This window comes from Sphingomonas sp. BLCC-B65 (genome assembly GCF_028550675.1).
In the GTDB taxonomy this organism is placed as follows: domain Bacteria; phylum Actinomycetota; class Actinomycetes; order Actinomycetales; family Microbacteriaceae; genus Microbacterium.
Map to the genome: position 1 here is coordinate 2,054,996 of NZ_JAQQGL010000001.1, position 24,627 is coordinate 2,079,622.

Below are 24,627 nucleotides of genomic sequence, written 5' to 3' on the forward strand. Positions count from 1 at the left end.
TACACCACGTATCGATTCAATTAAAACGGCAAATAATTGAACTCACAATCGTGTAATTGAAGCGTGCCGCAATCGTGCATGTCTCTCGGCTCACTCGCGCCGCAGCCCCGAACGTCTGTACAGATGTAGGAACGGGTCAGTGGATGCCGCGGTTAGCGTGAACACGCTCAGATCGAGCGCACACATCCACACGACCCGGAGGACCGATCATGGCCTACGTCACCACCGAAGACGGCGCGGAGATCTACTACAAGGACTGGGGCAGCGCCGACGCCCAGCCCATCGTCTTCCACCACGGCTGGCCCCTGTCCTCCGATGACTGGGACGCGCAGCTGCTCTACTTCCTCGACAAGGGCTACCGCGTCATCGCCTCGGACCGTCGCGGCCACGGTCGCTCGTCGCAGATCGCCACCGGTCATGACATGGACCACTACGCCAGTGACGTGAGCGCCGTCGTCGAGCACCTCGACCTGCGAAACGCCGTCCACATCGGCCACTCCACGGGCGGCGGCCAGGTCGCGCGCTACGTCGCGAAGTACGGCGAGCCCCAGGGGCGCGTCGCCAAGGCCGTGCTCGTCGCCGCCGTGCCCCCGATCATGCTGCAGAGCGACAGCAACCCCGAGGGCACCCCGCTGGCCGTCTTCGACGGCTTCCGCGAGGCGCTCGCCGCCAACCGCGCCGAGTTCTTCGAGGCGGTGGCGTCCGGCCCCTTCTACGGCTTCAACCGCGAGGGCGTCACGCCGTCCCAGCCCGTCATCGACAACTGGTGGCGGCAGGGAATGACCGGTAGTGCGCAGGCCCACTACCTCGGCATCAAGGCGTTCTCCGAGACCGACCAGACCGAAGACCTGAAGGCCATCACGGTGCCGGTGCTCGTGCTGCAGGGTGACGACGATCAGGTCGTGCCGTACAAGGCCGCGGCGCTTCTGCAGCACGAGCTGCTGCAGAACTCGACCCTCAAGATCTACGAGGGTCACCCGCACGGCATGCTGACCACGCACGCGGACGTCATCAACCCCGACATCCTCGCGTTCATCCAGTCCTGACCACCCGGTCGCGAACCGCCCGCTTTGCGCCGGGCGCCGCGCTCCCCGTCACTCCGACAGGTGCTGCGCCGTGTTCGTGTAGGTGATCGAATCGGCTGTCGATCCGACGAGGCCGAGGGTCACGCCGAACATGGAGTCGAGGCCTTCGGCGGGCGGTGGGGTGTCGGCGCCCAGCGTGAGCAGCTTTCCGCCCGGAAGCGTCGCGCTGAGCGAGTTGATGTAGACGGCCACGTGCCCGTCGAGGGTCATCGTGTCGGCCGTCGTCGTCAGGATGGGGCCGGTGTCGTGACGGACGGTCAGGCTGAATCCGGAGATCGTGATGCGGTCGGCTTCGAGCTTCAACGCCGTCGTCCGCGACCCGTCCGCGAGGGGAACGGTCACGACCGAGATGCCGCGCAGCCCGCTGAACGACAGCGACTTCGACCCGAGCTGGGCCGACGGCTGCGTGAAGACGGGACCCTGCTCGTCGGCGATGGGCGCCACCGCCGGCGGGGTGGTGCCTTCCGACGGCGACGGAGACGGCGAGGGCTGCCCGGGCTCCGGAAGACCGGGAATGGTCGGCAGGCTGGGGATGCCGGGAACCGACGCGCTCGCCGACGGTGACGGACTGGGCGTCGGGGACGGCGACGAGTGGCAGGGCATGATGATCGGAATGCACCACTCGGTGGGTCGCGCACCGGAGGTCTCGGCGGCGGCCGCGGGCAGGGCTGCGGCACCCACCGCGCTCGGCGCGAGCGCGAGGAGCGCGGCCGCCAGCAGCGCGGAACGAGCGCGCCGCGTGGTCATCGCGTGACCGCCTCGTCGGAAACGATCGCCTCCTCGGCATCCGCCTCAGCCGTCGGCTCCGACTCCGCGGTGCGCGCGGCTCTCGGCATCCACGACACCGCGAGGATGCCTCCGATCGCCGACAGCACGAACCCGATCAGGAACCCGCCGAGGTTCACCCCCACGATCGAGTACACGCTCGTCGCCAGCGCGATCACGCCGTACAGGATGCGGTGCGCCGGCGTGGCGATCACGAGGGCGCCCAGCACGATGAGCAGCAGCGGGATCACGACCGCCTGCAGTCCCTCGATGCCGAGGTGGATGTGCAGCCGCCCGAAGTCGAGCTGACTCGAGCCGAACATCGCGAGGCCGCCGACGATGAGCAGGATGCCGCCCACGAGCGGCCGATCCTTCCGCCACGCGCGCGCCGGTCGATCGGCCGCGGGCGCCGGCTCTGTCCGGTCCTCGGGCTCGGATGCGGACTCGGCAGTGGGCTCAGCGGTGCGCGCGGCCCGGCGTGTCAGAAGCATCCGCTCGACCCGTCCGTCAGCTTCAGCGACATTCCGGTGAGCGTGAAGACCGAAGCCTGCGTGCTCCACGAGATCTGCTGGAGGTTGTTGATCGTGACGCTGTCGGCATCCTGGGCGAAGTCTCCCGCCGAGCCCTTCGCCGCGGTGTTCACGGTGGAGGCGTCGACGCCGATGCGGATGTTGGAGAACGATGAATCGCCCTTGAGGTCGGTCATGCCGATCTGCAGGTCGCTCGCGGTGGCGGGGTTGCCGCCGCCACCGGCCGTGATGAGCACACCCACCTTGCCGAGCGGGGTGTCGGAGATCACCGATTGGCAGAGATCGTAGAGCTGCGCCGACGCGATGTTGGCGATCGCGACGTTGTGCGAGCCGCCCGCCGTGTCTTGCGTCACGCCCGCGTACTGCGAGAACCCGGTGCCCTCGAGCTTGGACGCGCTGATCTGGAACTGGCTGCCGGAGACGGCGAAGGAGACCGGAACGGCGCCCTGCGCGACGCCGCCGAGGAGGAACGTGGAGGCGAGGACGACGGGAATGGTGGCGAGGGTGATGCGTCCCGCGCGGGAGCGAGTCGGGTTCGAGAGTCTCATCGATCCTCCGGATGCCGGGGCGCCGGCTCCGCTGCCGACGCGTTCGATCATCGACTGTGCGCCTCAATTGACAATCAGTCAATAAGAGAGGGGCCACTGTGAGAGAACTCTCACGAAAAGTGCCCGTGGGACCGCGCCCACCTCGTCGGTAGGGTCGAGGACATGTCCACGGAGCAGCGGCGGCGCCTGTCGCGCGAGGATCGGCGTGCCCAGCTGATCGCCTCGGGCGTCGCGTTCCTCGCGTCGCAGCCGCTGGACGAGCTGACCATCGAGGCACTCGCCGAGCGCGAGGATGTCTCGCGCGCACTGGTGTTCCACTACTTCGGCACCCGGCAGGGCCTGCACACCGCGGTGGTCACGACCGCCCGCGACGCGCTGATCGCGGCATCCGCCCCGCGCGCGGAGCTGGCTCCGCGCGCCCGCCTCGACGACACGATCGAGCGGATCGTCGCCTTCGTACGCGCGCATCGCGGCACCTTCTATTCGCTGGTGCGAGGTGTCGCCAGCGGCGACCCCGTCGTCCGCCAACTCGTCGACGAGGCCCGCGACGAGAACGCGCACCGCATCGTCGACGTGTTCCACGAGCTGGGTCACGCCGACTCGCCCATGCTGTCGGTGGCCGCACGCGCCTGGGTCGCGTTCGCCGAGGACGTGCTCATCGAGCTCGGGCTCGAATCCGACCGGCCCGCCGGTGAGATCGTCGCCTTCCTGTCGCGTTCGGCGCTGGCGATCGCGGCATCCGTCGACCGCTGAGCGCGCCGCGCTGTCGCCGTGCGGCCAGTAGGCTGGCCGCGTGCTGCTCAGTGACCGCGACATCCGCACCGAGATCTCCTCCGGCCGCGTCGGACTCGACCCGTGGGATGCCGCGATGGTGCAGCCGTCGAGCGTGGACGTGCGTCTGGATCGCTACTTCCGGCTGTTCGACAACCACAAGTACCCCTTCATCGATCCCGCCGAGGACCAGCCCGATCTCACCCACCTCATCGAGGTGCGCCCCGACGAGCCGTTCATCCTGCACCCGGGCGAGTTCGTCCTCGGCTCGACGTTCGAACAGGTGACGCTGCCCGACGACATCGCCGCGCGCCTGGAGGGGAAGTCCTCGCTCGGGCGCCTCGGACTGCTGACGCACTCGACCGCGGGCTTCATCGACCCCGGATTCTCCGGTCACGTCACCCTCGAGCTGTCGAACGTCGCGACGCTGCCGATCAAGCTGTGGCCGGGGATGAAGATCGGTCAGCTGTGCTTCTTCCGTCTGTCCTCTGCGGCAGAGAACCCTTACGGAACGGGCCCGTACCTCAACCGCTATCACGGTCAGCGGGGTCCGACCGCGTCGCGGTCGTTCCAGAACTTCCACCGCACCGATGTCGGCGCGACGGACGCCGGGTCGCGGGGGGCCTGAGCGCACGACGGGCGGGCCCGTCGCTTTAGCAGAGTGGCCGCGCGGAGTCCAGGTCTCGGTCGTCGCCGCCGGCCTGGCTACCCTGGAGCGATGACGGAGATCGCCCCGGCCGCCGACCCGCTCGCTCCTCGTCCCCTCGCCCGCTGGGTGTTCTGGCCGGCCGTGGTCATCATCGTCGCCGTCGCGGCCTTCGCGGTGCTCTTCCCCGCGGCGGCGGAGGCCGCGTTCGCCACCGTCCAGGGCGCGATCATCCGGACCTTCAGCTGGTACTACGTCCTGATCGCCGCGTTCTTCGTCGCGTTCGCGCTCGTCCTGGGCTTCAGCCGCTTCGGCGACATCAAACTCGGCAAGGACGAGGACGAGCCCGAGTTCTCCCTGGGGGCCTGGTTCTCGCTGCTGTTCGCGGCGGGGATGGGCATCGGTCTCGTCTTCTACGGCGTCAGCGAGCCGCTCAGCCACTACGTCACCCCGCGTCCCGGCGTCACCGGCACCGACGCGCAGCTGGCGCAGAGCGCGCTGACGCAGACCTACCTGCACTGGGGCGTGCAGGCGTGGGCGATCTACGTCGTCATCGGCGTCGCCCTCGCCTACGCGATCCACCGTCGGCGCCGTCCGATCTCCATCCGCTGGGCGCTGGAGCCGCTGCTCGGCCATCGCGTGCGCGGGGCATGGGGAAACGCGATCGACACCCTCGCTCTCGTCGGCACCGTCTTCGGGGTCGCCACCTCGCTCGGGCTGGGCGTCATGCAGATCGGCGCGGGGCTGTCCAGCGCCGGCCTCGGTACCCCCGACACCGCGATGCAGATCGTGATCATCGGCGTGATCACGGTCTTCGTGCTGTTCTCCGTGCTGTCGGGCGTCGGCAGGGGCATGAAGTGGCTGTCGACCTTCAACCTGCTGCTGGCGGCGGCGCTGCTCGTGTTCATCCTGATCGCGGGCCACACGGAGTACCTCCTGCGGGAGTGGGTGCAGTCGATCGGCGCCTACCTGCAGAACTTCGTCGGCCTGAGCTTCACGGTCAGCGCCTTCCAGGGCGCAGCCGGCGAGCAATGGCAGGCGTCGTGGACGTCGTTCTACTGGGGCTGGTGGATCTCGTGGGCACCCTTCGTCGGCATCTTCATCGCCCGGGTGAGCAAGGGCCGCACGGTCCGTGAGTTCGTTTTGGGCGTGCTCATCGTGCCCACGCTCGTCGGCATCCTCTGGTTCGCCGTGCTCGGGGGCTCGGCGCTGTATCAGGAGCTCACGGTGCCCGGCTCGATGCTCGGTGCCGATGGAACGGTCGATCTGCAGGGTGCACTCTTCCAGTTGTTCACCCACCTGCCGGCCGGTCCGGTGTTGACGATCGGTGCGATCGTCCTGATCGGCATCTTCTTCGTCACCTCCGCCGACTCGGGGGCGCTCGTGATGGGGATGCTGGCCACCGGCGGCGACGTCGAGCCGAAGCGGTGGGTGCGGGTGTTCTTCACGCTCGCGACGGCGGTGCTGGCCGTCGCCCTGCTGCTGGCCGGGGGGCTGTCGGCGCTGCAGACCGCGGCGGTCACGATCGCCCTGCCGTTCAGCGTCGTGATGCTTCTCATCTGCTGGTCGACGGTGATCGCCTTCCGGCGCGAGCGACGGGTCTACGACCGTGCGCAGCGTGCTCAGCTCGTCGACTACGTCGGTGAGCACTACGGGCTCGACGTCGAACACGGCAACGAGCAGGGCGTACGGATGCCGGGATGGTGGCGCCGCCCGCCCCGCTGACCGCGCGGGCAGGCGGTCAGGCGCTCGCAGCGGAGCGCCCTGCGCTGAATCCGGCGGCGAAGCCGCGCTCGTAGGCGCCCTCGGCGGCGCGCTGGCGGGGTGAGTGTTCGCGGCATCCGTCGCCGTCGGGTCCGGCGTGGTGGTGGATGCCGCGTCCGAATCCCGGTCCGCCGGGTACGAAGCCGTGCTGGTGGGGGCCGAAGCGGTGCCCGCGGGGGCCGAATCCACGACGGTGGCGCGGGTGGTCGCCGTCATCGAGGTCGTCCGGCGCGCCGAGCGCGCGGGCGACGGCGTCGAGGGTGGCGCCGGCGGCGGCCAGCTCCTCCGCGGACGCGGCCTCGTGCAGGCGTGCGTCGAACTGCTCGGCGTGCCGGCGCAGCCCGTCCGCGGCGTCGCGCCCCGCATCGGTGAGCGACCAGGTGCCGTCGGTCTCGGCGATCCAGCCGCGTTCGGCGAGTCGACGCAGGCCCTTGCCGCCATGGGGGTGCTGGCGAAGGCGCGTGAGCAGTTCCGCCGCCTGTTCGGAGGCGAAGGCACGCAGAAGGCGCGCCTCGCGCGGACGGATGCCGTCGGCGGCGAGGGCTCGGGCGCGATCGTGCCAGAGGGCGCGATCGACCGCGCGGACGCTGCGGACGAAGTCGCGGGGGTCGGGGGTGGTGGGGGTGCTGTCAGGGGTGTCGGTGGGGGTCTCCATGGGAGGTCCTTTCATCGGGTGATCGCCGGGCGATCTCATTTGCATGTCAAAGTGCATGTGCATGTAGTGTGACATGCAGTCTGAGAACATGTCAAGCGACATGTAAATTTGAGGAATGACGGATGCCGACTCCCCCTCCTCCGCCACGGACCTCGACGCGATCGATGCGGCCCTCGGCCGGCTGCGCGGGCGGGGACCCCGGCCCGGTGGCGCTGGAGCCCATCGCGGCGCTCCGCACGGGTTCGGCCCCCGCGGGCACTGGCCCGCTCCGCCGGAGGGCGGCCCCGCGATGCGGATGGGCGGCGGCCCCGCGCGCCTGCGTCTGATCGAGGCGCTGCACGCGGCATCCCACCCCCTGAGCGTGAGCGAACTGGGCGAGGCGATCGGTGTCGATCAACCCCGGGCGTCGCGGCTGGTGCAGCAGAGCGTCGAGATGGGCCTCGTGCAGCGCGAAGCCGACCCCGACGACGCCCGTCGCACCCGGATCGCTCTCACGCCCGTGGGAGAGCAGTTCGCGCGCGGGTTCCGGGGCCGGCGCCGCGAGCATCTGACCGCGGCGTTGAGCGATTTCAGCGCGGACGAGCGTGCGGAGCTGGCCCGCCTGCTCACGAAGCTCGCTGCGGCCTGGCCACGCGACTGAGGCGGGGACTCACCCCTCGGGCCAGATCTCGTCGACCTCGAGCGTCAGATCGATGATCTGCTGAAGCAGACCTCCCATGGTCGTTGCCCGCAGCAGGCGCTGCTGGTCGTACTCCACCAGGGGCGCGATCGCGGCGACCTGCCAGGCGGCGGCGACGGGATCGGACGACAGCTCGATGTGCGCGCCCCAGGGGGCATCGGGAAAGCGGCCGAGCACGCGGCGCACGATGGCCTCGGCCTCGGTGCGCAGCGGCGTCAGTGCGTCGTTCCAGGCCAGCGGCTCCTGCAGCGAGACCTCCGCCCGGGGGTACGGGTCGTCGTCGAGCCAGCGGTCGACGGTGAAGCGGTCGGTGCCGATGGCGACCACCTGGAGGGCATCGGCGCCGGCGGCGACATCGACCAGGCGGGCCAGTGTGCCGATGCCGGAGCGCTGGTCGCCGCCGCCGGTCTCGTGCCCGCGGTCGATGAGGACGACCCCGAACTGCGGATCATCGCTGTCGAGCAGTTCGCCCATCAGGCGCAGGTAGCGCGGCTCGAAGACGCGCAGCGGCAGGGGTGTGTGGGGAAAGAGCACCGATCCGAGAGGGAACATCGGCATGACGGTCATGCGCCCAGTCAACACCGACGGACGTACAGTGGGCGCGTGCCTCGCCTTCCCGCATCGATCCGCCCCGACGTTCCCGGCCCCGGACAGGAGTCGGTCTGGGACTATCCGCGCCCGCCGCGCGTCGAGCCGGTGCCCGTGCGTGTGACCATCCGTCTCGGCGGCCAGCTCATCGCCGACACCCACGATGCCGTGCGCGTGCTCGAGACGAGCCACCCGCCCGTCTACTACCTTCCGATCGCCGACTTCGCGCCGGGCTCCCTCGTGGATGCCGAGGGGTCGTCGTTCTGCGAGTTCAAGGGCGCCGCGCGCTATCTCGACGTGGTCGGCGGCGGCATCACGCGGGCACAGGCCGCGTGGAACTATCCGCATCCCGCGCCGGGGTACGCGGCGCTGAGCGACCGGGTGGCGGTCTACGCCGCTGCGATGGACGCGTGCACGGTCGATGGGGAAGCCGTCACGCCGCAGCCGGGTGGCTTCTACGGCGGCTGGATCACGGCGAACGTGCTCGGCCCGTACAAGGGCATCCCGGGTTCGATGGGGTGGTGACGGCGCCGGACGGCTACCGTGGGTGTATGGCCTCTGACAGCTTGACCGATCCCCTCGAGGCCGCGCCCGCGCCCGACACCCAGACCGACGCCGACTCTGCGGCATCCACCGACATCCCGTCGACCCCCGGCTTCGCCGATCTCGGCCTCGACGCCGCCGTGCTGAAGGCGCTGAAGGATGTCGGCTACGAGACGCCGTCGGCGATCCAGGCGGCGACGATCCCGCCGCTGCTCGCCGGCCGCGACGTGCTGGGCACCGCGCAGACCGGCACGGGCAAGACGGCGGCCTTCGCGCTGCCGATCCTCTCGCAGCTCGACCTCGCCCAGAAGACGCCGCAGGCGCTCGTGCTCGCCCCCACGCGCGAGCTCGCGCTGCAGGTGTGCGAAGCCTTCGAGTCCTACGCGGGCCACCTCCGCGGCGTGCACGTGCTGCCGGTCTACGGCGGCCAGGGCTACGGGCAGCAGCTGTCGGCGCTCCGCCGCGGCGTGCACATCGTCGTCGGTACGCCCGGTCGCATCATGGACCACCTCGACAAGGGCACGCTCGACCTCTCCGAACTGCGCTTCCTCGTGCTCGACGAGGCCGACGAGATGCTGAAGATGGGCTTCGCCGAGGATGTCGAGACGATCCTCGCCGACACCCCCGCCGGCAAGCAGGTCGCACTCTTCTCCGCGACCATGCCTGCGCAGATCCGCCGCCTCGCCGGCACGTATCTGAAGGATGCCGAGGAGATCAACGTCAAGGCGAAGACCTCGACCGCGACGAACATCACGCAGCGCTACCTGATCGTGTCGTATCCGCAGAAGGTCGACGCGCTCACCCGCATCCTCGAGGTCGAGAACTTCGAGGGCATGATCGTCTTCACCCGCACCAAGAACGAGACCGAGACCCTCGCCGAGAAGCTGCGCGCCCGCGGGTACGCGGCGGCCGCCATCAACGGCGACGTCGCGCAGGCGCAACGCGAGCGGACGGTCAATCAGCTCAAGGACGGCAAGCTCGACATCCTGGTCGCGACCGATGTCGCCGCGCGTGGCCTCGACGTCGAGCGCATCAGCCACGTCGTCAACTTCGATCTGCCCATCGACACCGAGTCGTACGTGCACCGCATCGGCCGCACCGGCCGCGCGGGCCGCTCGGGCGACGCGATCAGCTTCGTGACGCCGCGCGAGCGCCGCATGCTGGCGTCGATCGAGAAGGCGACGCGTCAGCCCCTCACCGAGATGGCGCTGCCCAGTGCCGACGACGTCAACGCGACGCGTCTGACCCGCTTCGACGACGCCATCACGGCGGCGCTCGCCGAGACCGAGCGTATCGACCGCTTCCGCGACATCATCAACCACTACGTCACCCACCACGACGTGCCGGAGGCGGATGTCGCGGCGGCGCTCGCCGTCGTCGCACAGGGGGAGACCCCGCTGCTGCTGGACGAGGACCCGCCCGCTCCGGCGCGCCGCGAACGGTTCGAGCGCGACGATCGCGGACGCGACCGCAGCGACCGCGACCGCGACGACCGGCCCCGCCGCGACGATCGCCGTCGCTCGGGAGGCCCGACCGCGACCTACCGCATCGAGGTCGGTCGTCGGCACAAGGTCGAGCCGCGTCAGATCGTGGGAGCGCTCGCCAATGAAGGCGGTCTTCGCCGTGAGGACTTCGGCGCGATCCAGATCCGTCCCGACTTCTCGCTGGTCGAACTGCCCGCCGACCTTCCCCGCGAGACGCTCCAGCGGCTGGAGGGCACCCGCATCAGCGGTCGCCTGATCGAGATCAAGCCCGACCGCTTCCAGCGCTCCGCCAAGCGTCCGGACCGCGACCGTGACGACCGCGGCGATCGGCGCCCGCGCCGCGATTGAGCGCGGCTCGGCATCCGGGCCGGGTTCTGCGTTTCGACTCGCTGCGCTCGCTCAACGACCGGTGGGACTCCGCCCGCGTCGAGAAGTCTGAGTCAGCTCAGCGGATCTCGACCTGAGCGGTCTTGACGGGCAGCATGAGCAGCAGTCCCGCGAGCAGGATGAGAACGATGCCCAGGATGCCGAGGCGCGTGTCGCCGCTGAGACTGACGAAGAGTGCGAACAGGCCGGGTGCCAGGAACGACACCGCGCGTCCGGTGGTGGCGTAGAGGCCGAAGATCTCGCCCTCGCGCCCTTCCGGAGTGATGCGGGCCAAGAACGATCGCGATGCCGATTGCACCGGGCCGACGAACATGCAGAGCACGAGCCCCACGATCCAGAAGCCGAGCTGACCGCTGCCGATGACCAGCACGGCCAGGCCCGCGACGACGAGCCCGATGAGCGACGTGAGGATCACGTTCTTCGGTCCGAAGCGGTCGTCGAGTCGGCCGGCGAAGATCGTCGAGATGCCGGCGACGACGTTGGCGGCGACGGCGAAGTAGAGCACCTGCGTCGACGTGAAGCCGAACACCTGCGCGGCGATGATCGCGCCGAAGGTGAAGACGCCGGCGAGGCCGTCGCGGAAGACGGCGCTGGAGAGCAGGAACAGGAGCACCTGGCGGTTGCCGTGCCAGAGGCCACGCAGCGTCTGCCACAGCAGCACGTAGGAGCGGAAGAATCCGACCTTCACCCGACGATCGGATGCCGGGATCTCCGGCACCCGCACGAGCACTGGGATCGCGAAGACGCCGAACCACACGGCTGACGCGAGGACGGCCAGGCGGATGTGCAGCCCGCCCTCGGTGGTGATGCCGAGGGGGCCGGGGCTCGAGGAGAGCCCGATGAAGCCGACGAGCAGGATGAGCAGCAGGACGATGCCGCCGACGTAGCCCATGCCCCAGCCGAAGCCGGAGACGCGCCCCATCGTCTGACGGGTGGAGACCTGCACGAGCATGGCGTTGTAGTTCACGCTCGCGAACTCGAAGAACACGTTGCCGACGGCCAGCAGCGTGGCGCCGAGCACGAGATAGCCCGGCGCGCCGTCGACGAACACCATGGCCGCCATCGCGAGCACCACGACGCCGGTGTTGATCCCGAGCCAGAGCTTGCGTCGACCGGATCCGTCGGAGCGCTGCCCGAGGACCGGGGCGAGGAGCGCGACGAGGATGCCGGCGATCATCAGGGCGATGCCGATCAGCGATGCATTGTCGGCTTTGGCGGCCACGAGCGCCGGGTTCTTGTCGTCGCCGGCGGCGGCCGCGACGATCGCCGGGTCGATGAAGTAGCTGCTCGACAGGTAGGTGCTGAACACGAAGGTGGTCACGACCGCGTTGAACGCGGCCGAGCCCCAGTCCCACAGCGCCCATGCGCGCACGCCGCGCCGGTCGGCCGCGATCGCGCGTGCTCCGGTGGCGGCGAGGGAGTCGGGCGCGGGCTGGTCGGGCAGTGACATGTTCGTCACGGTATGTCCCTTCGGTGAACACCGGGTGGCGCGTCGTCGCGCGTGCAGGTCACGTTACTCGCGGCATCCCGCCGTTCTGCGCTAAGGAGCGGGGTGGCGAGCCGCGGCATCCGCTGGGGCGTGTCCCACTTACTGCTGTCCACGGAGGCCAGAAGGGACAGCAAGTGGGACGCTCTGCGCCGCAAATGGGACAAGGGATGTCGCAAGTGGGACAAGGCGCGCGATCGAAAGTTGAGCCGATTCATATCAACTTGCGTTTGACACCCGGAAGCGCCGCGGCTATCGTGGAAGTCATTGAAGTTGAGCCGTTAAGACTCAACCCCGCAGACTTCTCAGAGCCGTTTCACGAAAGGGAACAGACATGGCACGTGCAGTGGGTATCGACCTCGGGACGACGAACTCCGTCGTCTCCGTCCTCGAGGGCGGCGAGCCGAAGGTCATCGCCAACGCCGAGGGCTTCCGCACCACCCCCTCGGTGGTCGCCTTCACGAAGGACGGCGAGGTGCTCGTCGGCGAGACCGCCAAGCGCCAGGCCGTCACCAACGTCGACCGCACCCTCTCCTCCGTCAAGCGCCACATGGGCACCGACTGGAAGACGCAGGCGATCGACGGCAAGCAGTACACGCCGCAGGAGATCTCCGCGCGCATCCTCCAGAAGCTCAAGCGCGACGCCGAGGAGTACCTGGGCGACAGCGTGACCGACGCGGTCATCACCGTCCCCGCCTACTTCAACGACGCCGAGCGTCAGGCGACCAAGGATGCCGGTGAGATCGCGGGCCTGAACGTCCTGCGCATCATCAACGAGCCGACCGCCGCCGCCCTCGCCTACGGCCTCGACAAGGGCAAGGAAGACGAGCTCATCCTGGTCTTCGACCTCGGTGGCGGCACGTTCGACGTGTCCCTGCTCGAGGTGGGCAAGGACGACGACTTCTCCACCATCCAGGTGCGCGCCACGGCCGGTGACAACCGCCTCGGCGGTGACGACTGGGACCAGCGCGTCGTCGACTACCTCATCAAGCAGTTCAAGGACACCACCGGTGTCGACGTCTCGGGCGACAAGATCGCCCTGCAGCGTCTGAAGGAGGCGGCCGAGCAGGCGAAGAAGGAGCTCTCCAGCTCCAGCAGCACTTCGATCAACCTGCCGTACCTCTCGCTGACCGATTCGGGCCCCGTGTCGCTGTCCGAGACGCTGACCCGTGCCAAGTTCGAGGACCTCACCAAGGACCTCCTCGACCGCACGAAGAAGCCGTTCAACGACGTCATCGCCGAAGCGGGCATCAAGGTCGGCGACATCGACCACGTCGTGCTCGTCGGCGGTTCGACCCGTATGCCGCAGGTCACCGAGCTGGTCAAGCAGCTCACCGGCGGTAAGGAGCCCAACAAGGGCGTCAACCCGGACGAGGTCGTCGCCGTCGGCGCCGCCCTGCAGGCCGGCGTCCTCAAGGGTGAGCGCAAGGACGTGCTGCTCATCGACGTCACCCCCCTGAGCCTCGGCATCGAGACCAAGGGCGGCATCATGACCAAGCTCATCGAGCGCAACACGGCCATCCCGACCAAGCGCAGCGAGACCTTCACGACCGCCGACGACAACCAGCCGTCGGTCGCCATCCAGGTCTTCCAGGGCGAGCGTGACTTCACGCGCGACAACAAGCCGCTCGGCACCTTCGAGTTGACCGGCATCGCGCCCGCGCCCCGCGGCATCCCGCAGATCGAGGTCACCTTCGACATCGACGCCAACGGCATCGTGCACGTGTCCGCGAAGGACAAGGGCACGGGCAAGGAGCAGTCGATGACGATCACCGGCGGCTCGTCGCTGCCGAAGGACGACATCGAACGCATGGTGCGCGAGGCGGAGGAGCACGCGGCCGAGGACAAGAAGCGCCGCGAGGCCGCCGAGGTCCGCAACCAGGCCGAGACCCTCTCGTACTCGATCGAGAAGCTCATCAAGGACAACGAGGACAAGCTCCCCGACGAGGTGAAGACCTCCGTCCAGGCTGACGTGGATGCGCTGAAGACCGCGCTCGCGGGCGACGACGAGGATGCCGTGAAGACGGCGTTCGACAAGCTCAACGCATCGCAGCAGCAGCTCGGCGAGGCCATCTATGCCTCGGCGCAGGCCGCCGGCGAGCCGGCCGACCCGACGGTCGCCGACCCGGGCAACGGCAGCGTGCCGAACCCCGAAGAGGACGTCATCGACGCCGAGGTCGTCGACGACGAGGACGAGAAGAAGTAAGAGAATCGAGCCATGACGAACAAGGACTTCGAAGAGCCTATCGACGAAGTCCCCGGTGACGAGGGGTCGGAGGCGCACGCCTCCGGCCCCGACTCGCAGGGGGACCAGCGTGAGGGCGACGACCTGACCGTCGACGACATCCTCGACGCGCCGCAGACCGACGAGGCCGCCGTCGCAGAGGCTTCGCCCGAGGACCGCGACCTGCTCCTGGACCTCAAGCGGGTGCAGGCCGAGTACGCCAACTACCGTCGTCGCACCGAGGACCAGCGCGAGGTGGAGATCGCCCGCGCCAAGGGATCGGTCGCCAAGGGGCTGCTGCCGGTGCTCGACGACCTCGACCGTGCCGAGAAGCACGGCGACCTGGTCGAAGGCTCGCCGCTGGCGGCGATCGCGGAGAAGCTGCGGGGCGTGGTCGCACGCCTCGGTGTGGAGACCTACGGCGTCGCGGGCGAGGTGTTCGACCCGCAGCAGCACGAGGCGATCTTCCACGCCCCGAACCCCGGAGGGGTCGAGGACGGCACGATCCTCGACGTCGTCGAGGTCGGCTACCGCCTGGGCACGATCGAACTGCGACCGGCCAAGGTCGTCGTCGCCGGTTCCGCTGACTGACGGGAGGAGGTGTCCATGGCCAGTCAGGATTGGTTCGACAAGGACTTCTACAAGGTCTTGGGCGTCTCCAAGGACGTGTCCGAGGCCGACCTGAAGAAGGCGTACCGCAAGCTCGCCCGGACGTATCACCCCGACTCGACGCAGGGTGATCCTGCCAAAGAGGCGAAGTTCAAGGAGATGAGCGAGGCGTACGCCGTGCTCTCCGACAAGAGCCAGCGCGAGGAGTACGACCAGATCCGCGCGATGGGCTCCGGTGGTGCGCGCTTCCAGGCGCCCGGCGCGGGTTCCGGCGGGTTCGAGGACGTCTTCAGCCGCTTCGGTCAGTCGCGCGGATCGGCGCAGTCGGCCGACTTCGACGACCTGTTCTCGATGTTCGGCCAGGGCGGCGGCTTCGGCTCCGGACGGTTCGGGCAGTCCACCGGTGGATTCCGAGGCTACGGCGGCCCGCAGCGCGGCGCCGACGTGACCGCACGGACCACCCTCGACTTCCAGACCGCGGTCAAGGGCGAGACGATCACCCTCGCGGGCGAGGACGGCAAGCCGTTCAAGGTGAAGATCCCCGCCGGCGTCGCCGACGGACAGAAGATCCGCCTGCGCGGCCGGGGGCGCCCGTCGCCGGACGGCGGCGAGTCCGGCGACATCGTCGTGAGCGTCTCGGTGCGCCCGCACCCGGTGTTCGTCCGCGACGGGCTGAACCTGCGCGTGACGGTTCCGGTCACCTTCACGGAAGCCGCGCTCGGCGCCACGATCGAGGTGCCGACTCTGGGGGGAGATCCGGTCAAGCTGCGTGTGGCGCCGGGTACGCCCTCCGGGCGCGTGCTGCGCGTCAAGGGTCGCGGCGTGCACACGGCGAAGGGCGCCGGCGATCTTCTCGCCGAGGTGCAGGTGGCGGTGCCGTCGCATCTGGACGACCAGGCGAAGGAAGCACTGCAGCGCTTCCACGAGCTGGAGCCGAAGGAGAACCCGCGCGCCGACCTCATGGCCAAGGCCCGGGAGTGAGCATGGTCGACGAGCACCCCGATGAGGAAGCGCCGATCTTCGCGATCGCCGTCGCGGCGGAGCTTGCCGGCATGCACCCGCAGACCCTCCGTCAGTACGATCGGCTGGGCCTCGTCGTTCCCGGGCGCACGCAGGGCGGGTCGCGGCGGTATTCGCTGCGGCACGTGAAGCAGTTGCGCGAGGTGGCCTCCCTCTCGGCCGAGGGCATGAGTCTGCCGGCGATCTCGCGCCTGATCGAGCTCGAGAACGAGGCGCGCGGACTGCGCCGTCGCGTCGCCGAACTCGAGCAGCGTCTGCAGGAGGAACTGGCCCGTCGCTCCCGCGTCTTCGCGGCGGGGGCGACGGGATCGGTCGTGACCCTCCGCCACGGCACGCGCGTGCGTCGGGCGACCGAGGTGGTGCTGTGGCGTCCGCTTCCGTCGGCGGATGCCGAGTCCGACGACTAGCCGTTACGGCGCGGTGCCGGCGGCGACGGCATCCACGAACGCGCCGTAGTCCGCCCGCGAGAGGGCGGCGTAGCCGTAGGCCCACTCCACGATGGCCTCGGCGCACGCGCGCCCCTCACCGAGGTACCCGATGACCTTCGCGGCGTTCGGGGACTGGCCGTGGGCCCGGGCCAACACCGTCGCACAGGCCTGAGCGTAGAGACGGAACGGGCCGTCCTCGAGCGTTTCGGCGTCGATGCCGCCCTTCATGTCGCGGAACTGGCGCACGTAGTAGTCGGCGCGCTCACCGCGGAAGTGTCCGAGGAACGGGTCGGACGACCCCTGCAGAATGCGCTGCAGCGCCACGACACGCCCGCCCTGACCGTGGCGGTCGACGAACGCCGTGAGCTCCTCCGGCTGTGCGCAGCCGCCGTACTGCTCGAGCACGCTGCGCCCCGCCTCTTTCACCTGCATCAGCAGTGCGGCGCCGTCTCCGTCGACGAAGACGGCGATGTAGCAGCGGGTGCCCACGCTGCCCACCCCGACGACCCGACGCGCCACGTCGGAGAAGGTGTAGTGGGAGAGCACGAGCTGCACGTCCGCGCGCGTCGTCGCGATGTACTGGGCCAGGGACGCATCGACCGCGGCCGCCACGTCGGGCGTGACGCGCGTCAGCGTCGGAGGCTGCTCGACGAAGCGCAGTCGCCCATCGGCATCGGCCTCCGTGATCTTGCGCACGGCCTTGTCGCCGGTGCGCTTCTCGGCATCCGCGATCGCGGCGCGCAGCACCTTGCGCGACGCCTTGTCGCTCGTGACGAGCGCGCCCGCGGCGTCGAAGTGCTGGTAGAACCGGGCGAGCGGAGTGGCTTCCTCGCCGACGGCCAGGGCGCGAGCGTAACGGCGGACGGCGGCGCGCGCGGCATCCGCGGTCACCGCATCGTCGCGCCCGGTCGCTTGACCTGCCACGACGATGCTCGTCACGAGGCGCTTGAGATCCCACTCCCAGCTCGCCCACGCCGACTCGTCGAAGTCGTTGAGATCGAACACGAGCGTGCGCTGCGGAGACGCGTAGAAACCGAAGTTGGCGACGTGCGCGTCGCCGCAGGAGGCGACGAGGATGTCGCTGCGCGGTCCGGCGGCGAGGTCGTCCGCCATCAGCGCCGCCGTGCCCCGGTAGAACGCGAAGGGGCTGGCGGACATCCGCTCATCGCGGAGGGGCAGGAGCTCGGCGACCCGCGTGGCGGCCTGCGCGGCCAGGATGCCGAGGGGATCACGCGGACGTGTCGGCAGCTCCGCCAGCATCCGGCGGGGCAGCTCCCTCCGCAGCGCGCGGCCCTGGTCGAAGGCGACCTGGCGAGAGGCGGGCGCGGTCCAGGCGGCGGTGGTCATGCGCTCATGATGGCACCGAATCGGGGCCGCCCGCGGCGTCTGTGTCCGCGCGGTCCGGGGTGGAGGCAGACGCCGACGCCATGCCGCGTCCGATCGCTGCCGCCCGGTCGTCCTCGAGCCGCTGCCCCACGCGCTGCATCTGGTCGGTGAGGGCGGAGATGACCGTGGCGCTGGTGACGCCCAGCACGACGAGCCCGCCCATCATCAGCCCGACCGCGATCGTGCGCCCGAGCGGGGTGACAGGGACGTAGTCGCCGTACCCGACGGTCGCCAGAGTCGAGAAGCCCCACCAGATCGCGTCGCCGAGGTCGACGATGTTCGCATGCGCGTCCTGCCGCTCCGCGAGCCAGACGAGAGTCGAGGCGGTGAACACGAACAGCAGGGTGAACAGGGACACGAGAATGACCAGGCGCACGCGTTGGCGAGACGGGCGTAGGCGAAACCAGGGCAGACGCCAGAGGTAGGCGAGGATGACGAACGGTCGGAGGTACACGATCACCAGCGAGACGGCCTCGAACCAGCGCGTGCGGAAGAACTCGCGCGGAGACCCGCAGATGCTCAGGCGCACGAGGAAGTCGGCGATGAAGACCGCCCACAGCACACCGATCGCGCCCAGCAGGAGGCTCTGCTGACGGTCATCGAGCTTCGTGTCGGCGAGGCTCCAGACCCATCCCGCGAAGAAGAGCAGCGAGAGAGCGAACATCGGCCACGCCGTGCGATCCTCCCAGCGCAGCACACGCGGTGACAGGGTTCGCCGGGGACGCTCCCGCTCGCTCATAACGCCACGATAGCGGCCGACGCTCGCGCGATCGGAGGACGCGATCAGTGGTCGGCGTCGAGGTCGAACAGCTCGATCTGGCGCACACGCACCTCGCGCGCCGCTCGGACGCGCACGGCGCGCGCGGCGAGAGCGTCGGTGAAGCGGAAGGGGGTCGTCCGATCGGCGGCGAGCGGCGTCGGAGCCGTGACCTCGGCCGCATGCCACGACGTCCCGTCGGCGGACCACTCCCACTCCAGCGCGTCGTCGCCCACCGCCTCCACGGCGGTCAGGGTGGCATCCGTCACGGACGTGATCTCGGGGAACAGCCACCCCACCCAGGCCCCCGGCCGAAGGCGCACGCCGCGGTCGCCGCCCGCAGCGCCGTCGTCGACGAGTCGGCGGGCGTGGCGCACGCCGGGCGCGTGGACGATGCGACCCGGCCCGCCCGTCAGATCGGGGTGCCACAGGCGCACGGGGGTCGGCTCGTCGGCGCCCAGGCTCTCGGCGGGGTCGTCGCCGAACTCGAGCTCCAGGTCGACGTCGGCGCCGAGCGCATCCACCTCCATCACGGCACGGGTGAGCGGCGCACCGTTTACCCGGGCGGCGCGCAGCACATGGGCGTCCGCGTGCGGTCGCTGCGAGCGGATGCGCAGACGCGACCCGTCGCTGCGCGCGACGGTCACGTCGTCGAGCAGCGGCGAGCCGATGACGAGCTCGCCGGAACCCAGCTCGAGCGGATACAGCCCGATCGCCGCCCACAGCCACCACGCGCTCATCTCGCCGTTGTCCTCGTCACCGGGAAAGCCCTGGCCGATGTGGCCGCCCGCGAACAGGCGTCGTGCCAACCGATGTGCTGTCGCGCCGGCGAGCCAGGGCTGATCGGTCCCGGTGTACATGTACGGGATGTGATGCGCCGGCTGATTGGAGATGGCGCACATGCCGCTGCGCAGCGCCCGCGCCTCGCGCTGCTCGTGGATGACCTGACGGTAGGCGCCGGCGAACGCGGCATCCGCGGTCTCGGGCTCGGCGAACAGGCGATCGAGGTGGATGCGCAGGCCCTTTCGGCCGTCGTAGAGGGCGGCCAGGCCGGCGCGGTCGTGCACCGCGCTCACCGACATCCCCCAGGCGTTCGTCTCGACGTAGTCGCCGCCCCAGACGCGCGGATCGAAGCGCCCGCCCGCCGTCCGGCCGTCGGCGTCTCGTCCGCGGAAGAAGCCGACGACAGGATCGAACAGCTGCCGGTAGGCGAGGGCGCGGTTTCCCAGCCAGCGCGACAGCGCCTCATCGCGCGCGGCGTCGTCGCCCGATGACGCCGCCGACAGTCGGTCTGCCAGCCGCGCCAGCGCGGCGTCGCTGACGGCGTTCTCGATGCTCCAGCTCATGCCCTCGTGGATGGCCCGCGGGATGAAACCCAGGAAGCGTCCCCGCTCGATGCCCTTGCGTCCGCGGCGGGCGTCGGGTGCGCGCTCGGCGGCGTTGCGCCATCCCGACGACAGGGCGGTGCGCGGGTCGTTGAGCAGTCCCCACCTCTCCCCGTCGGCGAGGATCTGATCGCTGGAGGTGCCCACCATCGCGTCCACGTATCCGGGCGCCGTCCACCGCGGCATCCAGCCGTGACGTCGCTGCGGCTCGAGCATCCCGTCCAGCAGCTCCCGGGATCGCACCGGGTCGACCAGGCTCATCATCGGCCACGCCGTGCGATAGGTGTCCCAGTATCCGTTGTTGACGGGGAGGCGCCCGGCCGCGATCGGCGCTCCGGTGCGCGTGTCGGTGTGCTCCCCGGCGGGGGTGAACGGATCGGCGTACGCCCACCGGGGGCTCTCGGCGGATCCCACGTTCTCCTCCGCCGCGTTCGGGTAGAGGTGCAGGCGGTACAGCGCCGAGGCGAGCTGCGCACGGATGTCGGTGTCGGCGAGGCCGCGGAAGGGGCGCTCGGATGCCGTGAGCTGCGGGATCTGCACGCTGTCGAGCACCGCGTCCCAGGCGCCGCGAGAACGATCGCGGATCTCGTCGAACGTCATCTCTTCCGGCGCCTCCAGGGCGAGCGCGCGCTGTGCCTGCTCGAGGGAGATGAAGGAGATCGCGATGCGCAGCTCGAGGGCGCCCGAGCCGGCGACGAAGCCCGCGCGTTCGCCTCGCCCGTCGTCATCGAGGCGGCCCGAGCGGGCCGCATGACCTCGCACGACACCCGCGAAGAACGTCCGTGGCCCGTTGCCCCACCACGGGTCGGCCTCGCCCACCCAGCCCCGCACGCTGTCGCCCTGCGCGATGACGGTGCCGTGGGCTCCCGGCTGGTCGATGATGAAGCCGACCTCCGCGTCGGAGTCGTCGCCCTCGACGCGGAAGAGGCCCACGTGGTCGGTCGCCGTCGTCTCGATGCGCAGGCCGCCGTCGAGCATCGCCGACCAGACGTGCGGGTGGGCACGCTCGCTGCCCGGGGCGATCCAACGTCGCCGGGCGGTCGGCGCCGAGACCGGGGTGCCGTCGAACGGCATGACCTGCAGCACGCCGCGGTCGCCGATCCACGGACTCGGCTGGTGGGAGAACTGCACGGCCTCGAGGCGGCGACCCCGCTCGTCGTCGTGAACGAAGGGGCGGTACGGCCAGCGCTGGTCGCGGGCGTCGGTCGCCGGGGTGAGGAAGGTGAACCCGTGGGGCACCGCGACCGCCGGCACCGTGTTGCCGCGCGAGAACCGGTCGCCGGCGTGCGAGCCCCGCCGGGTGTCCACGCGTTCGGCGGGTGAGGGGGTGGATGCCGACAGCTCCTCGACACGAAGCTCGACGAAACCGGTCACCTCGTCGGGGGTGCCGGCATCGGTCGCGAGCGCGCTCGTCCCCAGGACGATCTCGACCTCCGCGGTCCGCCCTGCGAAGGGGGCGAGGCTCACGGTGTCGGCGTTCCACTGCTCGGGCATGCTCCAGGCCGCCGCGAACTGGCTGTCCGCGTCGAGGTGAAAGCCGTAGCGGTCGCGCACGCGCGTGTCGTCGCTGAGCCGCTCTTCGCCGACGCGGGCGTCGACCGTCACGGCCAGCGGTGCCCAGGGCGCGCTGACCGCGGCATCCCCGTCGGCGTAGAACGCCCAGTGCAGCACCGTGTCGGGTGTGCAGCGGAGCGCATCCAGTCCCGGCGCGCAGAGGCGCTGTTCGCCGTCCGCGGGGCGGAACGCGAAGCGGTGCACCTGGCCGCCGAGCACACCGGCATGGGGGCGCGAGGAGGGCGGATCGGCGGGGCCGTCCGCCGGCTGCAGAAAGATCATGCGGGGTCGATCCGCAGCACCGGCCCCGCTTCGCCGCTGACGACGTCATCGACGACCCGGAGCGATCGGGCGAGCTCGTCGACGGCGGGGATCACCGTGCCGAAGCGCTCGCGATCGCCCCCGGTCGCCGTCACGGTGATCAGATGCGTCCCGGTGTCCCAGGTGTAGGTGGCGAACGGCGGCGGCGTCGCGGTGCCGCTCCGGGCCGGCGGCGTCGGCATGACCAGCCGTTCTCCCGTGCCCAGATACGTTCCGCGGAAGTCTTCGGTGTCGTCGTACTCCATCGGCATCATGGCTCGCGCGGTGCGCAACTGCGGGGTGAGCTGCTGGATCTGCGCCATGACGACGACCAGCTCGGGGTCGGACCTCCACACCCAGACCAAGACGCGGCCGGCGGCCTTGCGCATCAGTGCGGGCGCGGCTTGGCTCATGGCCCAGGCGGCGAACGCCCCGCCGGGGCGGGGCTCGGCGCCCAGCATGCCGTTGGCCTGACCCAGCAGCATTCGGATCGCCTTCTTACGCGCGCGGCGGCCCCGCAGCCCGAAGGAGTCGGTGACGGGAACCCAGCGTGTCGGGTCGGCATCGGCGGTGAGTCGGGCCATGACACCACGTTACGCGGGGCGGCTGGTTCCCGGCGGCAACGGGGCCCTCGGGTAGACTCCTCGGGGTGGCTCCGCGATCCGCGGTCTTGCCGCCGCCGCACAGATAGGCCTCGCACCCCGTGACCGACTCCGCGACACCCGACGACCCGCACCCCGCTCATCGGCCGCTCACGATCGTCATCGCCGCCGACACCTTCAGCCCCGACGTCAACGGCGCTGCGCGCTTCGCGGAGCGCCTCGCGGCCGGCCTCGCCGCTCGTGGGCACGACGTGCACGTCATGACGCCGAGCGTGAAGCACTCTGTGCACGGCACCTTCCACGAGATCATCGAGGGCCAGCGGATCACCGTGCACCGTCCACCCGGGTGGCGCTGGCCTCCGCACGACTGGCTGCGCTTCGTGCTGCCGTGGATGGCCAAGCACTACTCGCGCAGACTTCTCGACGAGGTGGCCGCCGACGTGGTCCACAGTCAGTCGCACATCGTGCTCGGACGCGCCCTCACGCGCATCGCGCGACAGCGCGGCATCCCCGTCGTCGCGACGAACCACGTGATGGCGGAGAACATCCTCGACTTCACGACCCTTCCCCCTCTGCTGGACAAGGTCGTCGTCAAGCTCGCGTGGGACGACGCCAAGCGCACCTTCGACATGTCCCGCGCAGTGACCACACCCACCCGCAAGGCCGCCGAGTTCCTCGAGAACACGATCGACATCGAGGGCGTCATCCCGATCAGCTGCGGCATCGACAAACGCAACTACACGCCCAACCTCGAGCCGCGCACGCACAACCGGGTGCTGTTCGTGGGGCGGTTGACGACCGAGAAGCACGTCGAGGTGACCCTCGCCGCGGTCGCCAAGCTCGCGCCGGAGATTCCCGAGATCACCTTCGACATCGTCGGCGGCGGTGATCAGCGGCGCGCGCTCGAGCAGGCCGCGCAGCGCCTCGGCATCCAGGATCGGGTCACGTTCTACGGGCGTGTCGAGGAAGACGAGCTGCGCGCAGCGTACACGCGCGCCGACGTCTTCGCGATCGCCTCGATCGCCGAGCTGCAGTCCATCGCCACCATGGAGGCGATGGCCTCGGGGCTGCCGGTCGTCGGTGCGAACGCCGTGGCTCTGCCGCACCTCGTCCACGACGGCGAGAACGGCTACCTGTTCGAGCCGGGCGATGTCGACGATCTCGCCGACAAGCTGCGTCGCGTGCTGACCGCGACGCCCGAGGAGTACCGCCGCATGCAGCAGGCGTCGCTCGACGGCGTCGAGATTCACGACATCGAGAAGACTCTCGACACGTTCGAAAAGCTCTACCGCGGCGAGCCCCTCGACGGCTGACATGCGCCTGCTGTTCGACGCGCGGTACATCCGCACCGACTTCCACGACGGCATCAGCCGGTACTCGGCCGAGCTTGCGGCGGCCGTCGCCGCGGCGGCGCCCGCTCGGGAGGTCGACGTCGCCTTCCTGATCCACGACGAGACGCAGCGGGCGTTTCTGCCCAGCGGTGCCCGCGTGGTGCGCATCCACGCCCCCACCTCGGTGCGCGAGCCGTTCACGGCGCTCCTGCTGAACCGGTATCGTCCGGACGCCCTGTTCTCACCGATGCAGACGATCGGGGTGCTCGGCCGTCGCTTCGGCGTGATCCTCACCCTCCACGACACGATCTACTACCGGCATCGCACGCCGCCGCGGAATCTTCCCTGGTACGTCCGCGTCGGCTGGCGGCTGTTCCATCTCTCATACGTTCCGCAGCGCCTCACGCTCAACGCCGCCGATCTGGTCGCGACCGTGAGCGAGACGAGCGCGGCCGAGTTCGCCCGCGTGCGCCTGACGAAGCGGCCCGTCATCGTCGTCCCGAACGCGCCGCAGCGCCTCGGCGACCTGCTGCCGGCGGGCGTCCGGGTCGAGCCCGGTGCCGAGAACCTCGTCTACATGGGCTCGTTCATGGGGTACAAGAACGTCGAGACCCTCATCCGCGCCATGGCGGAGCTTCCCGGACGTACGCTTCATCTGCTGTCGCGCATCTCGCCCGGCCGTCGCGCCGAGCTCGAGCGTCTCGTCGATGGCCGCGGGGGTGCGGTGCGCTTCCACAACGGTGTGACGGATGCCGAGTACGCCGGGCTTCTGGCCGAGCGGGCCGTGCTGGTCTCGGCATCCCTCGACGAGGGCTACGGGCTTCCGGTCGCCGAGGCTCTTGCGCTGGGCGTTCCCGCTGTCGTCACCGACATGCCGATCTTCCGAGAGGTCGCCGGCGACGGTGCGCTGTACGCGCCGGGCACGGATGCCGCGGCTTTCGCCGCTGCGGTGCGTGCGATCGACGATCCCGAGCGCCGTGACGCGCTCACCGCCGCCGGATCGGCGCACATCGCGCGCTTCTCGTGGCAGCGATCGGCCGACGTGCTGCTGGACGCGCTCGGACGCCTCCCGCGCCGGCGCTGACCGGGTCAGAACTGGC

The 24,627-nt window shown here is 70.1% G+C and carries 23 protein-coding genes; 13 read left to right on the forward strand and 10 right to left on the reverse strand.

Annotation, left to right across the window (positions count from 1 at the left end):
* The first annotated feature begins 209 nt into the window (after positions 1-209).
* A complete protein-coding gene (locus PP359_RS09735) occupies positions 210-1,046 on the forward strand; it encodes an alpha/beta fold hydrolase (RefSeq protein ID WP_499250456.1) in 837 nt (278 codons plus the stop codon).
* 48 nt (positions 1,047-1,094) lie between these two features.
* Here the strand turns inward: PP359_RS09735 and PP359_RS09740 are convergent, their stop codons facing one another.
* The 3 genes from PP359_RS09740 to PP359_RS09750 are packed head-to-tail and all read right to left on the reverse strand — an operon-like array spanning position 1,095 to position 2,979.
* Entirely contained in the window at positions 1,095-1,832 is a 738-nt protein-coding gene (locus PP359_RS09740) for a hypothetical protein (RefSeq protein WP_499250457.1), read from the reverse strand.
* On the reverse strand, positions 1,829-2,341 hold the full coding sequence (locus PP359_RS09745) for a DUF6114 domain-containing protein (protein WP_476152734.1): 513 nt from the start codon (positions 2,339-2,341) through the stop codon (positions 1,829-1,831). The genes PP359_RS09740 and PP359_RS09745 overlap by 4 nt, the downstream gene beginning before the upstream one ends.
* The gene (locus tag PP359_RS09750) at positions 2,332-2,979 is read right to left on the reverse strand and encodes a DUF6230 family protein (RefSeq protein WP_499250458.1); all 648 of its coding nucleotides are present in this window, start codon (positions 2,977-2,979) and stop codon (positions 2,332-2,334) included. Before PP359_RS09750 ends, PP359_RS09745 begins: the two co-directional genes overlap by 10 nt.
* Positions 2,980-3,090: 111 nt before the next feature.
* On the opposite strand from PP359_RS09750, the gene PP359_RS09755 reads away from it, so the two are divergent.
* The 3 genes from PP359_RS09755 (at position 3,091) to PP359_RS09765 (ending at position 6,070) form a co-directional block, all read left to right on the forward strand.
* Positions 3,091-3,681, forward strand: a complete 591-nt coding sequence (locus PP359_RS09755) for a TetR/AcrR family transcriptional regulator (RefSeq protein WP_036320209.1) — start codon at positions 3,091-3,093, stop codon at positions 3,679-3,681.
* Positions 3,682-3,721: 40 nt separating this feature from the next.
* Positions 3,722-4,327, forward strand: coding sequence for a dCTP deaminase (gene dcd, locus PP359_RS09760; protein ID WP_036320211.1), 606 nt, complete (start codon positions 3,722-3,724; stop codon positions 4,325-4,327).
* Between the two features lie 90 nt (positions 4,328-4,417).
* Complete coding sequence (locus tag PP359_RS09765; RefSeq protein ID WP_499250459.1) at positions 4,418-6,070, forward strand: BCCT family transporter; 1,653 nt, start codon at positions 4,418-4,420, stop codon at positions 6,068-6,070.
* Positions 6,071-6,086: 16 nt separating this feature from the next.
* On the opposite strand, the gene PP359_RS09770 is transcribed toward PP359_RS09765, so the two are convergent.
* Positions 6,087-6,764, reverse strand: a complete 678-nt coding sequence (locus PP359_RS09770) for a hypothetical protein (protein ID WP_499250460.1) — start codon at positions 6,762-6,764, stop codon at positions 6,087-6,089.
* Between the two features lie 115 nt (positions 6,765-6,879).
* On the opposite strand from PP359_RS09770, the gene PP359_RS09775 reads away from it, so the two are divergent.
* Positions 6,880-7,404, forward strand: a complete 525-nt coding sequence (locus PP359_RS09775) for a MarR family winged helix-turn-helix transcriptional regulator (RefSeq protein WP_187289954.1) — start codon at positions 6,880-6,882, stop codon at positions 7,402-7,404.
* A 9-nt stretch (positions 7,405-7,413) separates the two neighbouring features.
* Here PP359_RS09775 and PP359_RS09780 read toward each other — a convergent pair whose 3' ends face one another.
* On the reverse strand, positions 7,414-8,010 hold the full coding sequence (locus tag PP359_RS09780) for an LON peptidase substrate-binding domain-containing protein (protein WP_036320217.1): 597 nt from the start codon (positions 8,008-8,010) through the stop codon (positions 7,414-7,416).
* A gap of 36 nt (positions 8,011-8,046) precedes the next feature.
* Between PP359_RS09780 and PP359_RS09785 the strand changes: the two genes are divergently transcribed.
* Together PP359_RS09785 and PP359_RS09790 are read left to right on the forward strand one after the other, a co-directional pair.
* Positions 8,047-8,556: a DUF427 domain-containing protein gene (locus tag PP359_RS09785; protein ID WP_499250461.1), complete on the forward strand. Its 510-nt coding sequence runs from the start codon at positions 8,047-8,049 to the stop codon at positions 8,554-8,556.
* Positions 8,557-8,582: 26 nt separating this feature from the next.
* Positions 8,583-10,406, forward strand: coding sequence for a DEAD/DEAH box helicase (locus tag PP359_RS09790; RefSeq protein ID WP_112932029.1), 1,824 nt, complete (start codon positions 8,583-8,585; stop codon positions 10,404-10,406).
* A gap of 97 nt (positions 10,407-10,503) precedes the next feature.
* On the opposite strand, the gene PP359_RS09795 is transcribed toward PP359_RS09790, so the two are convergent.
* The gene (locus PP359_RS09795; RefSeq protein ID WP_294943957.1) at positions 10,504-11,895 is read right to left on the reverse strand and encodes an MFS transporter; all 1,392 of its coding nucleotides are present in this window, start codon (positions 11,893-11,895) and stop codon (positions 10,504-10,506) included.
* Between the two features lie 370 nt (positions 11,896-12,265).
* Here PP359_RS09795 and dnaK point away from each other — a divergent pair, with 370 nt between their 5' ends.
* Genes dnaK through PP359_RS09815 form a run of 4 tightly spaced genes read left to right on the forward strand, consistent with a single transcriptional unit; the run spans position 12,266 to position 16,191 of the window.
* Complete coding sequence (dnaK, locus tag PP359_RS09800) at positions 12,266-14,137, forward strand: molecular chaperone DnaK (protein WP_039413913.1); 1,872 nt, start codon at positions 12,266-12,268, stop codon at positions 14,135-14,137.
* A 12-nt stretch (positions 14,138-14,149) separates the two neighbouring features.
* The gene (locus PP359_RS09805) at positions 14,150-14,746 is read left to right on the forward strand and encodes a nucleotide exchange factor GrpE (protein ID WP_294943960.1); all 597 of its coding nucleotides are present in this window, start codon (positions 14,150-14,152) and stop codon (positions 14,744-14,746) included.
* A 15-nt stretch (positions 14,747-14,761) separates the two neighbouring features.
* Positions 14,762-15,745 carry a DnaJ C-terminal domain-containing protein gene (locus PP359_RS09810; protein ID WP_499250462.1) on the forward strand — a complete coding sequence of 328 codons (984 nt, stop codon included), beginning with the start codon at positions 14,762-14,764 and terminating at the stop codon, positions 15,743-15,745.
* Positions 15,746-15,747: 2 nt separating this feature from the next.
* Positions 15,748-16,191, forward strand: coding sequence for a heat shock protein transcriptional repressor HspR (locus PP359_RS09815; RefSeq protein WP_036320988.1), 444 nt, complete (start codon positions 15,748-15,750; stop codon positions 16,189-16,191).
* A 3-nt stretch (positions 16,192-16,194) separates the two neighbouring features.
* On the opposite strand, the gene PP359_RS09820 is transcribed toward PP359_RS09815, so the two are convergent.
* The 4 genes from PP359_RS09820 to PP359_RS09835 are packed head-to-tail and all read right to left on the reverse strand — an operon-like array spanning position 16,195 to position 22,178.
* Positions 16,195-17,559, reverse strand: a complete 1,365-nt coding sequence (locus PP359_RS09820) for a DUF2252 domain-containing protein (protein ID WP_499250463.1) — start codon at positions 17,557-17,559, stop codon at positions 16,195-16,197.
* Between the two features lie 4 nt (positions 17,560-17,563).
* Positions 17,564-18,337 carry a potassium channel family protein gene (locus tag PP359_RS09825; RefSeq protein ID WP_499250464.1) on the reverse strand — a complete coding sequence of 258 codons (774 nt, stop codon included), beginning with the start codon at positions 18,335-18,337 and terminating at the stop codon, positions 17,564-17,566.
* 44 nt (positions 18,338-18,381) lie between these two features.
* Entirely contained in the window at positions 18,382-21,576 is a 3,195-nt protein-coding gene (locus PP359_RS09830) for a glycoside hydrolase domain-containing protein (protein WP_499250465.1), read from the reverse strand.
* Positions 21,573-22,178 carry a hypothetical protein gene (locus PP359_RS09835; RefSeq protein ID WP_036320991.1) on the reverse strand — a complete coding sequence of 202 codons (606 nt, stop codon included), beginning with the start codon at positions 22,176-22,178 and terminating at the stop codon, positions 21,573-21,575. The genes PP359_RS09830 and PP359_RS09835 overlap by 4 nt, the downstream gene beginning before the upstream one ends.
* Before the next feature lie 119 nt (positions 22,179-22,297).
* On the opposite strand from PP359_RS09835, the gene PP359_RS09840 reads away from it, so the two are divergent.
* Both PP359_RS09840 and PP359_RS09845 read left to right on the forward strand, forming a co-directional pair.
* Positions 22,298-23,509, forward strand: a complete 1,212-nt coding sequence (locus PP359_RS09840) for a glycosyltransferase (protein WP_039416198.1) — start codon at positions 22,298-22,300, stop codon at positions 23,507-23,509.
* Between the two features lies 1 nt (position 23,510).
* Positions 23,511-24,611 (forward strand): glycosyltransferase, encoded by a 1,101-nt coding sequence (locus PP359_RS09845; protein WP_499250466.1) that lies wholly within the window; start codon positions 23,511-23,513, stop codon positions 24,609-24,611.
* Positions 24,612-24,627 lie beyond the last annotated feature (16 nt).

Excerpts from the sequence above, each read along its gene's own strand:
- PP359_RS09820 (WP_499250463.1), bottom strand. The coding sequence starts at position 17,559 with ATGACCACCGCCGCCTGGACCGCGCCCGCCTCTCGCCAGGTCGCCTTC.
- PP359_RS09830 (WP_499250465.1), bottom strand. The coding sequence starts at position 21,576 with ATGATCTTTCTGCAGCCGGCGGACGGCCCCGCCGATCCGCCCTCCTCG.
- PP359_RS09755 (WP_036320209.1), top strand. The coding sequence starts at position 3,091 with ATGTCCACGGAGCAGCGGCGGCGCCTGTCGCGCGAGGATCGGCGTGCC.
- PP359_RS09750 (WP_499250458.1), bottom strand. The coding sequence starts at position 2,979 with ATGATCGAACGCGTCGGCAGCGGAGCCGGCGCCCCGGCATCCGGAGGA.
- dnaK (WP_039413913.1), top strand. The coding sequence starts at position 12,266 with ATGGCACGTGCAGTGGGTATCGACCTCGGGACGACGAACTCCGTCGTC.
- PP359_RS09745 (WP_476152734.1), bottom strand. The coding sequence starts at position 2,341 with ATGCTTCTGACACGCCGGGCCGCGCGCACCGCTGAGCCCACTGCCGAG.
- PP359_RS09780 (WP_036320217.1), bottom strand. The coding sequence starts at position 8,010 with ATGACCGTCATGCCGATGTTCCCTCTCGGATCGGTGCTCTTTCCCCAC.
- PP359_RS09825 (WP_499250464.1), bottom strand. The coding sequence starts at position 18,337 with ATGAGCGAGCGGGAGCGTCCCCGGCGAACCCTGTCACCGCGTGTGCTG.
- PP359_RS09845 (WP_499250466.1), top strand. The coding sequence starts at position 23,511 with ATGCGCCTGCTGTTCGACGCGCGGTACATCCGCACCGACTTCCACGAC.
- PP359_RS09790 (WP_112932029.1), top strand. The coding sequence starts at position 8,583 with ATGGCCTCTGACAGCTTGACCGATCCCCTCGAGGCCGCGCCCGCGCCC.
- PP359_RS09805 (WP_294943960.1), top strand. The coding sequence starts at position 14,150 with ATGACGAACAAGGACTTCGAAGAGCCTATCGACGAAGTCCCCGGTGAC.
- PP359_RS09775 (WP_187289954.1), top strand. The coding sequence starts at position 6,880 with ATGACGGATGCCGACTCCCCCTCCTCCGCCACGGACCTCGACGCGATC.
- PP359_RS09735 (WP_499250456.1), top strand. The coding sequence starts at position 210 with ATGGCCTACGTCACCACCGAAGACGGCGCGGAGATCTACTACAAGGAC.
- PP359_RS09770 (WP_499250460.1), bottom strand. The coding sequence starts at position 6,764 with ATGGAGACCCCCACCGACACCCCTGACAGCACCCCCACCACCCCCGAC.
- PP359_RS09740 (WP_499250457.1), bottom strand. The coding sequence starts at position 1,832 with ATGACCACGCGGCGCGCTCGTTCCGCGCTGCTGGCGGCCGCGCTCCTC.
- PP359_RS09765 (WP_499250459.1), top strand. The coding sequence starts at position 4,418 with ATGACGGAGATCGCCCCGGCCGCCGACCCGCTCGCTCCTCGTCCCCTC.
- PP359_RS09835 (WP_036320991.1), bottom strand. The coding sequence starts at position 22,178 with ATGGCCCGACTCACCGCCGATGCCGACCCGACACGCTGGGTTCCCGTC.
- PP359_RS09795 (WP_294943957.1), bottom strand. The coding sequence starts at position 11,895 with ATGTCACTGCCCGACCAGCCCGCGCCCGACTCCCTCGCCGCCACCGGA.
- PP359_RS09810 (WP_499250462.1), top strand. The coding sequence starts at position 14,762 with ATGGCCAGTCAGGATTGGTTCGACAAGGACTTCTACAAGGTCTTGGGC.
- PP359_RS09815 (WP_036320988.1), top strand. The coding sequence starts at position 15,748 with ATGGTCGACGAGCACCCCGATGAGGAAGCGCCGATCTTCGCGATCGCC.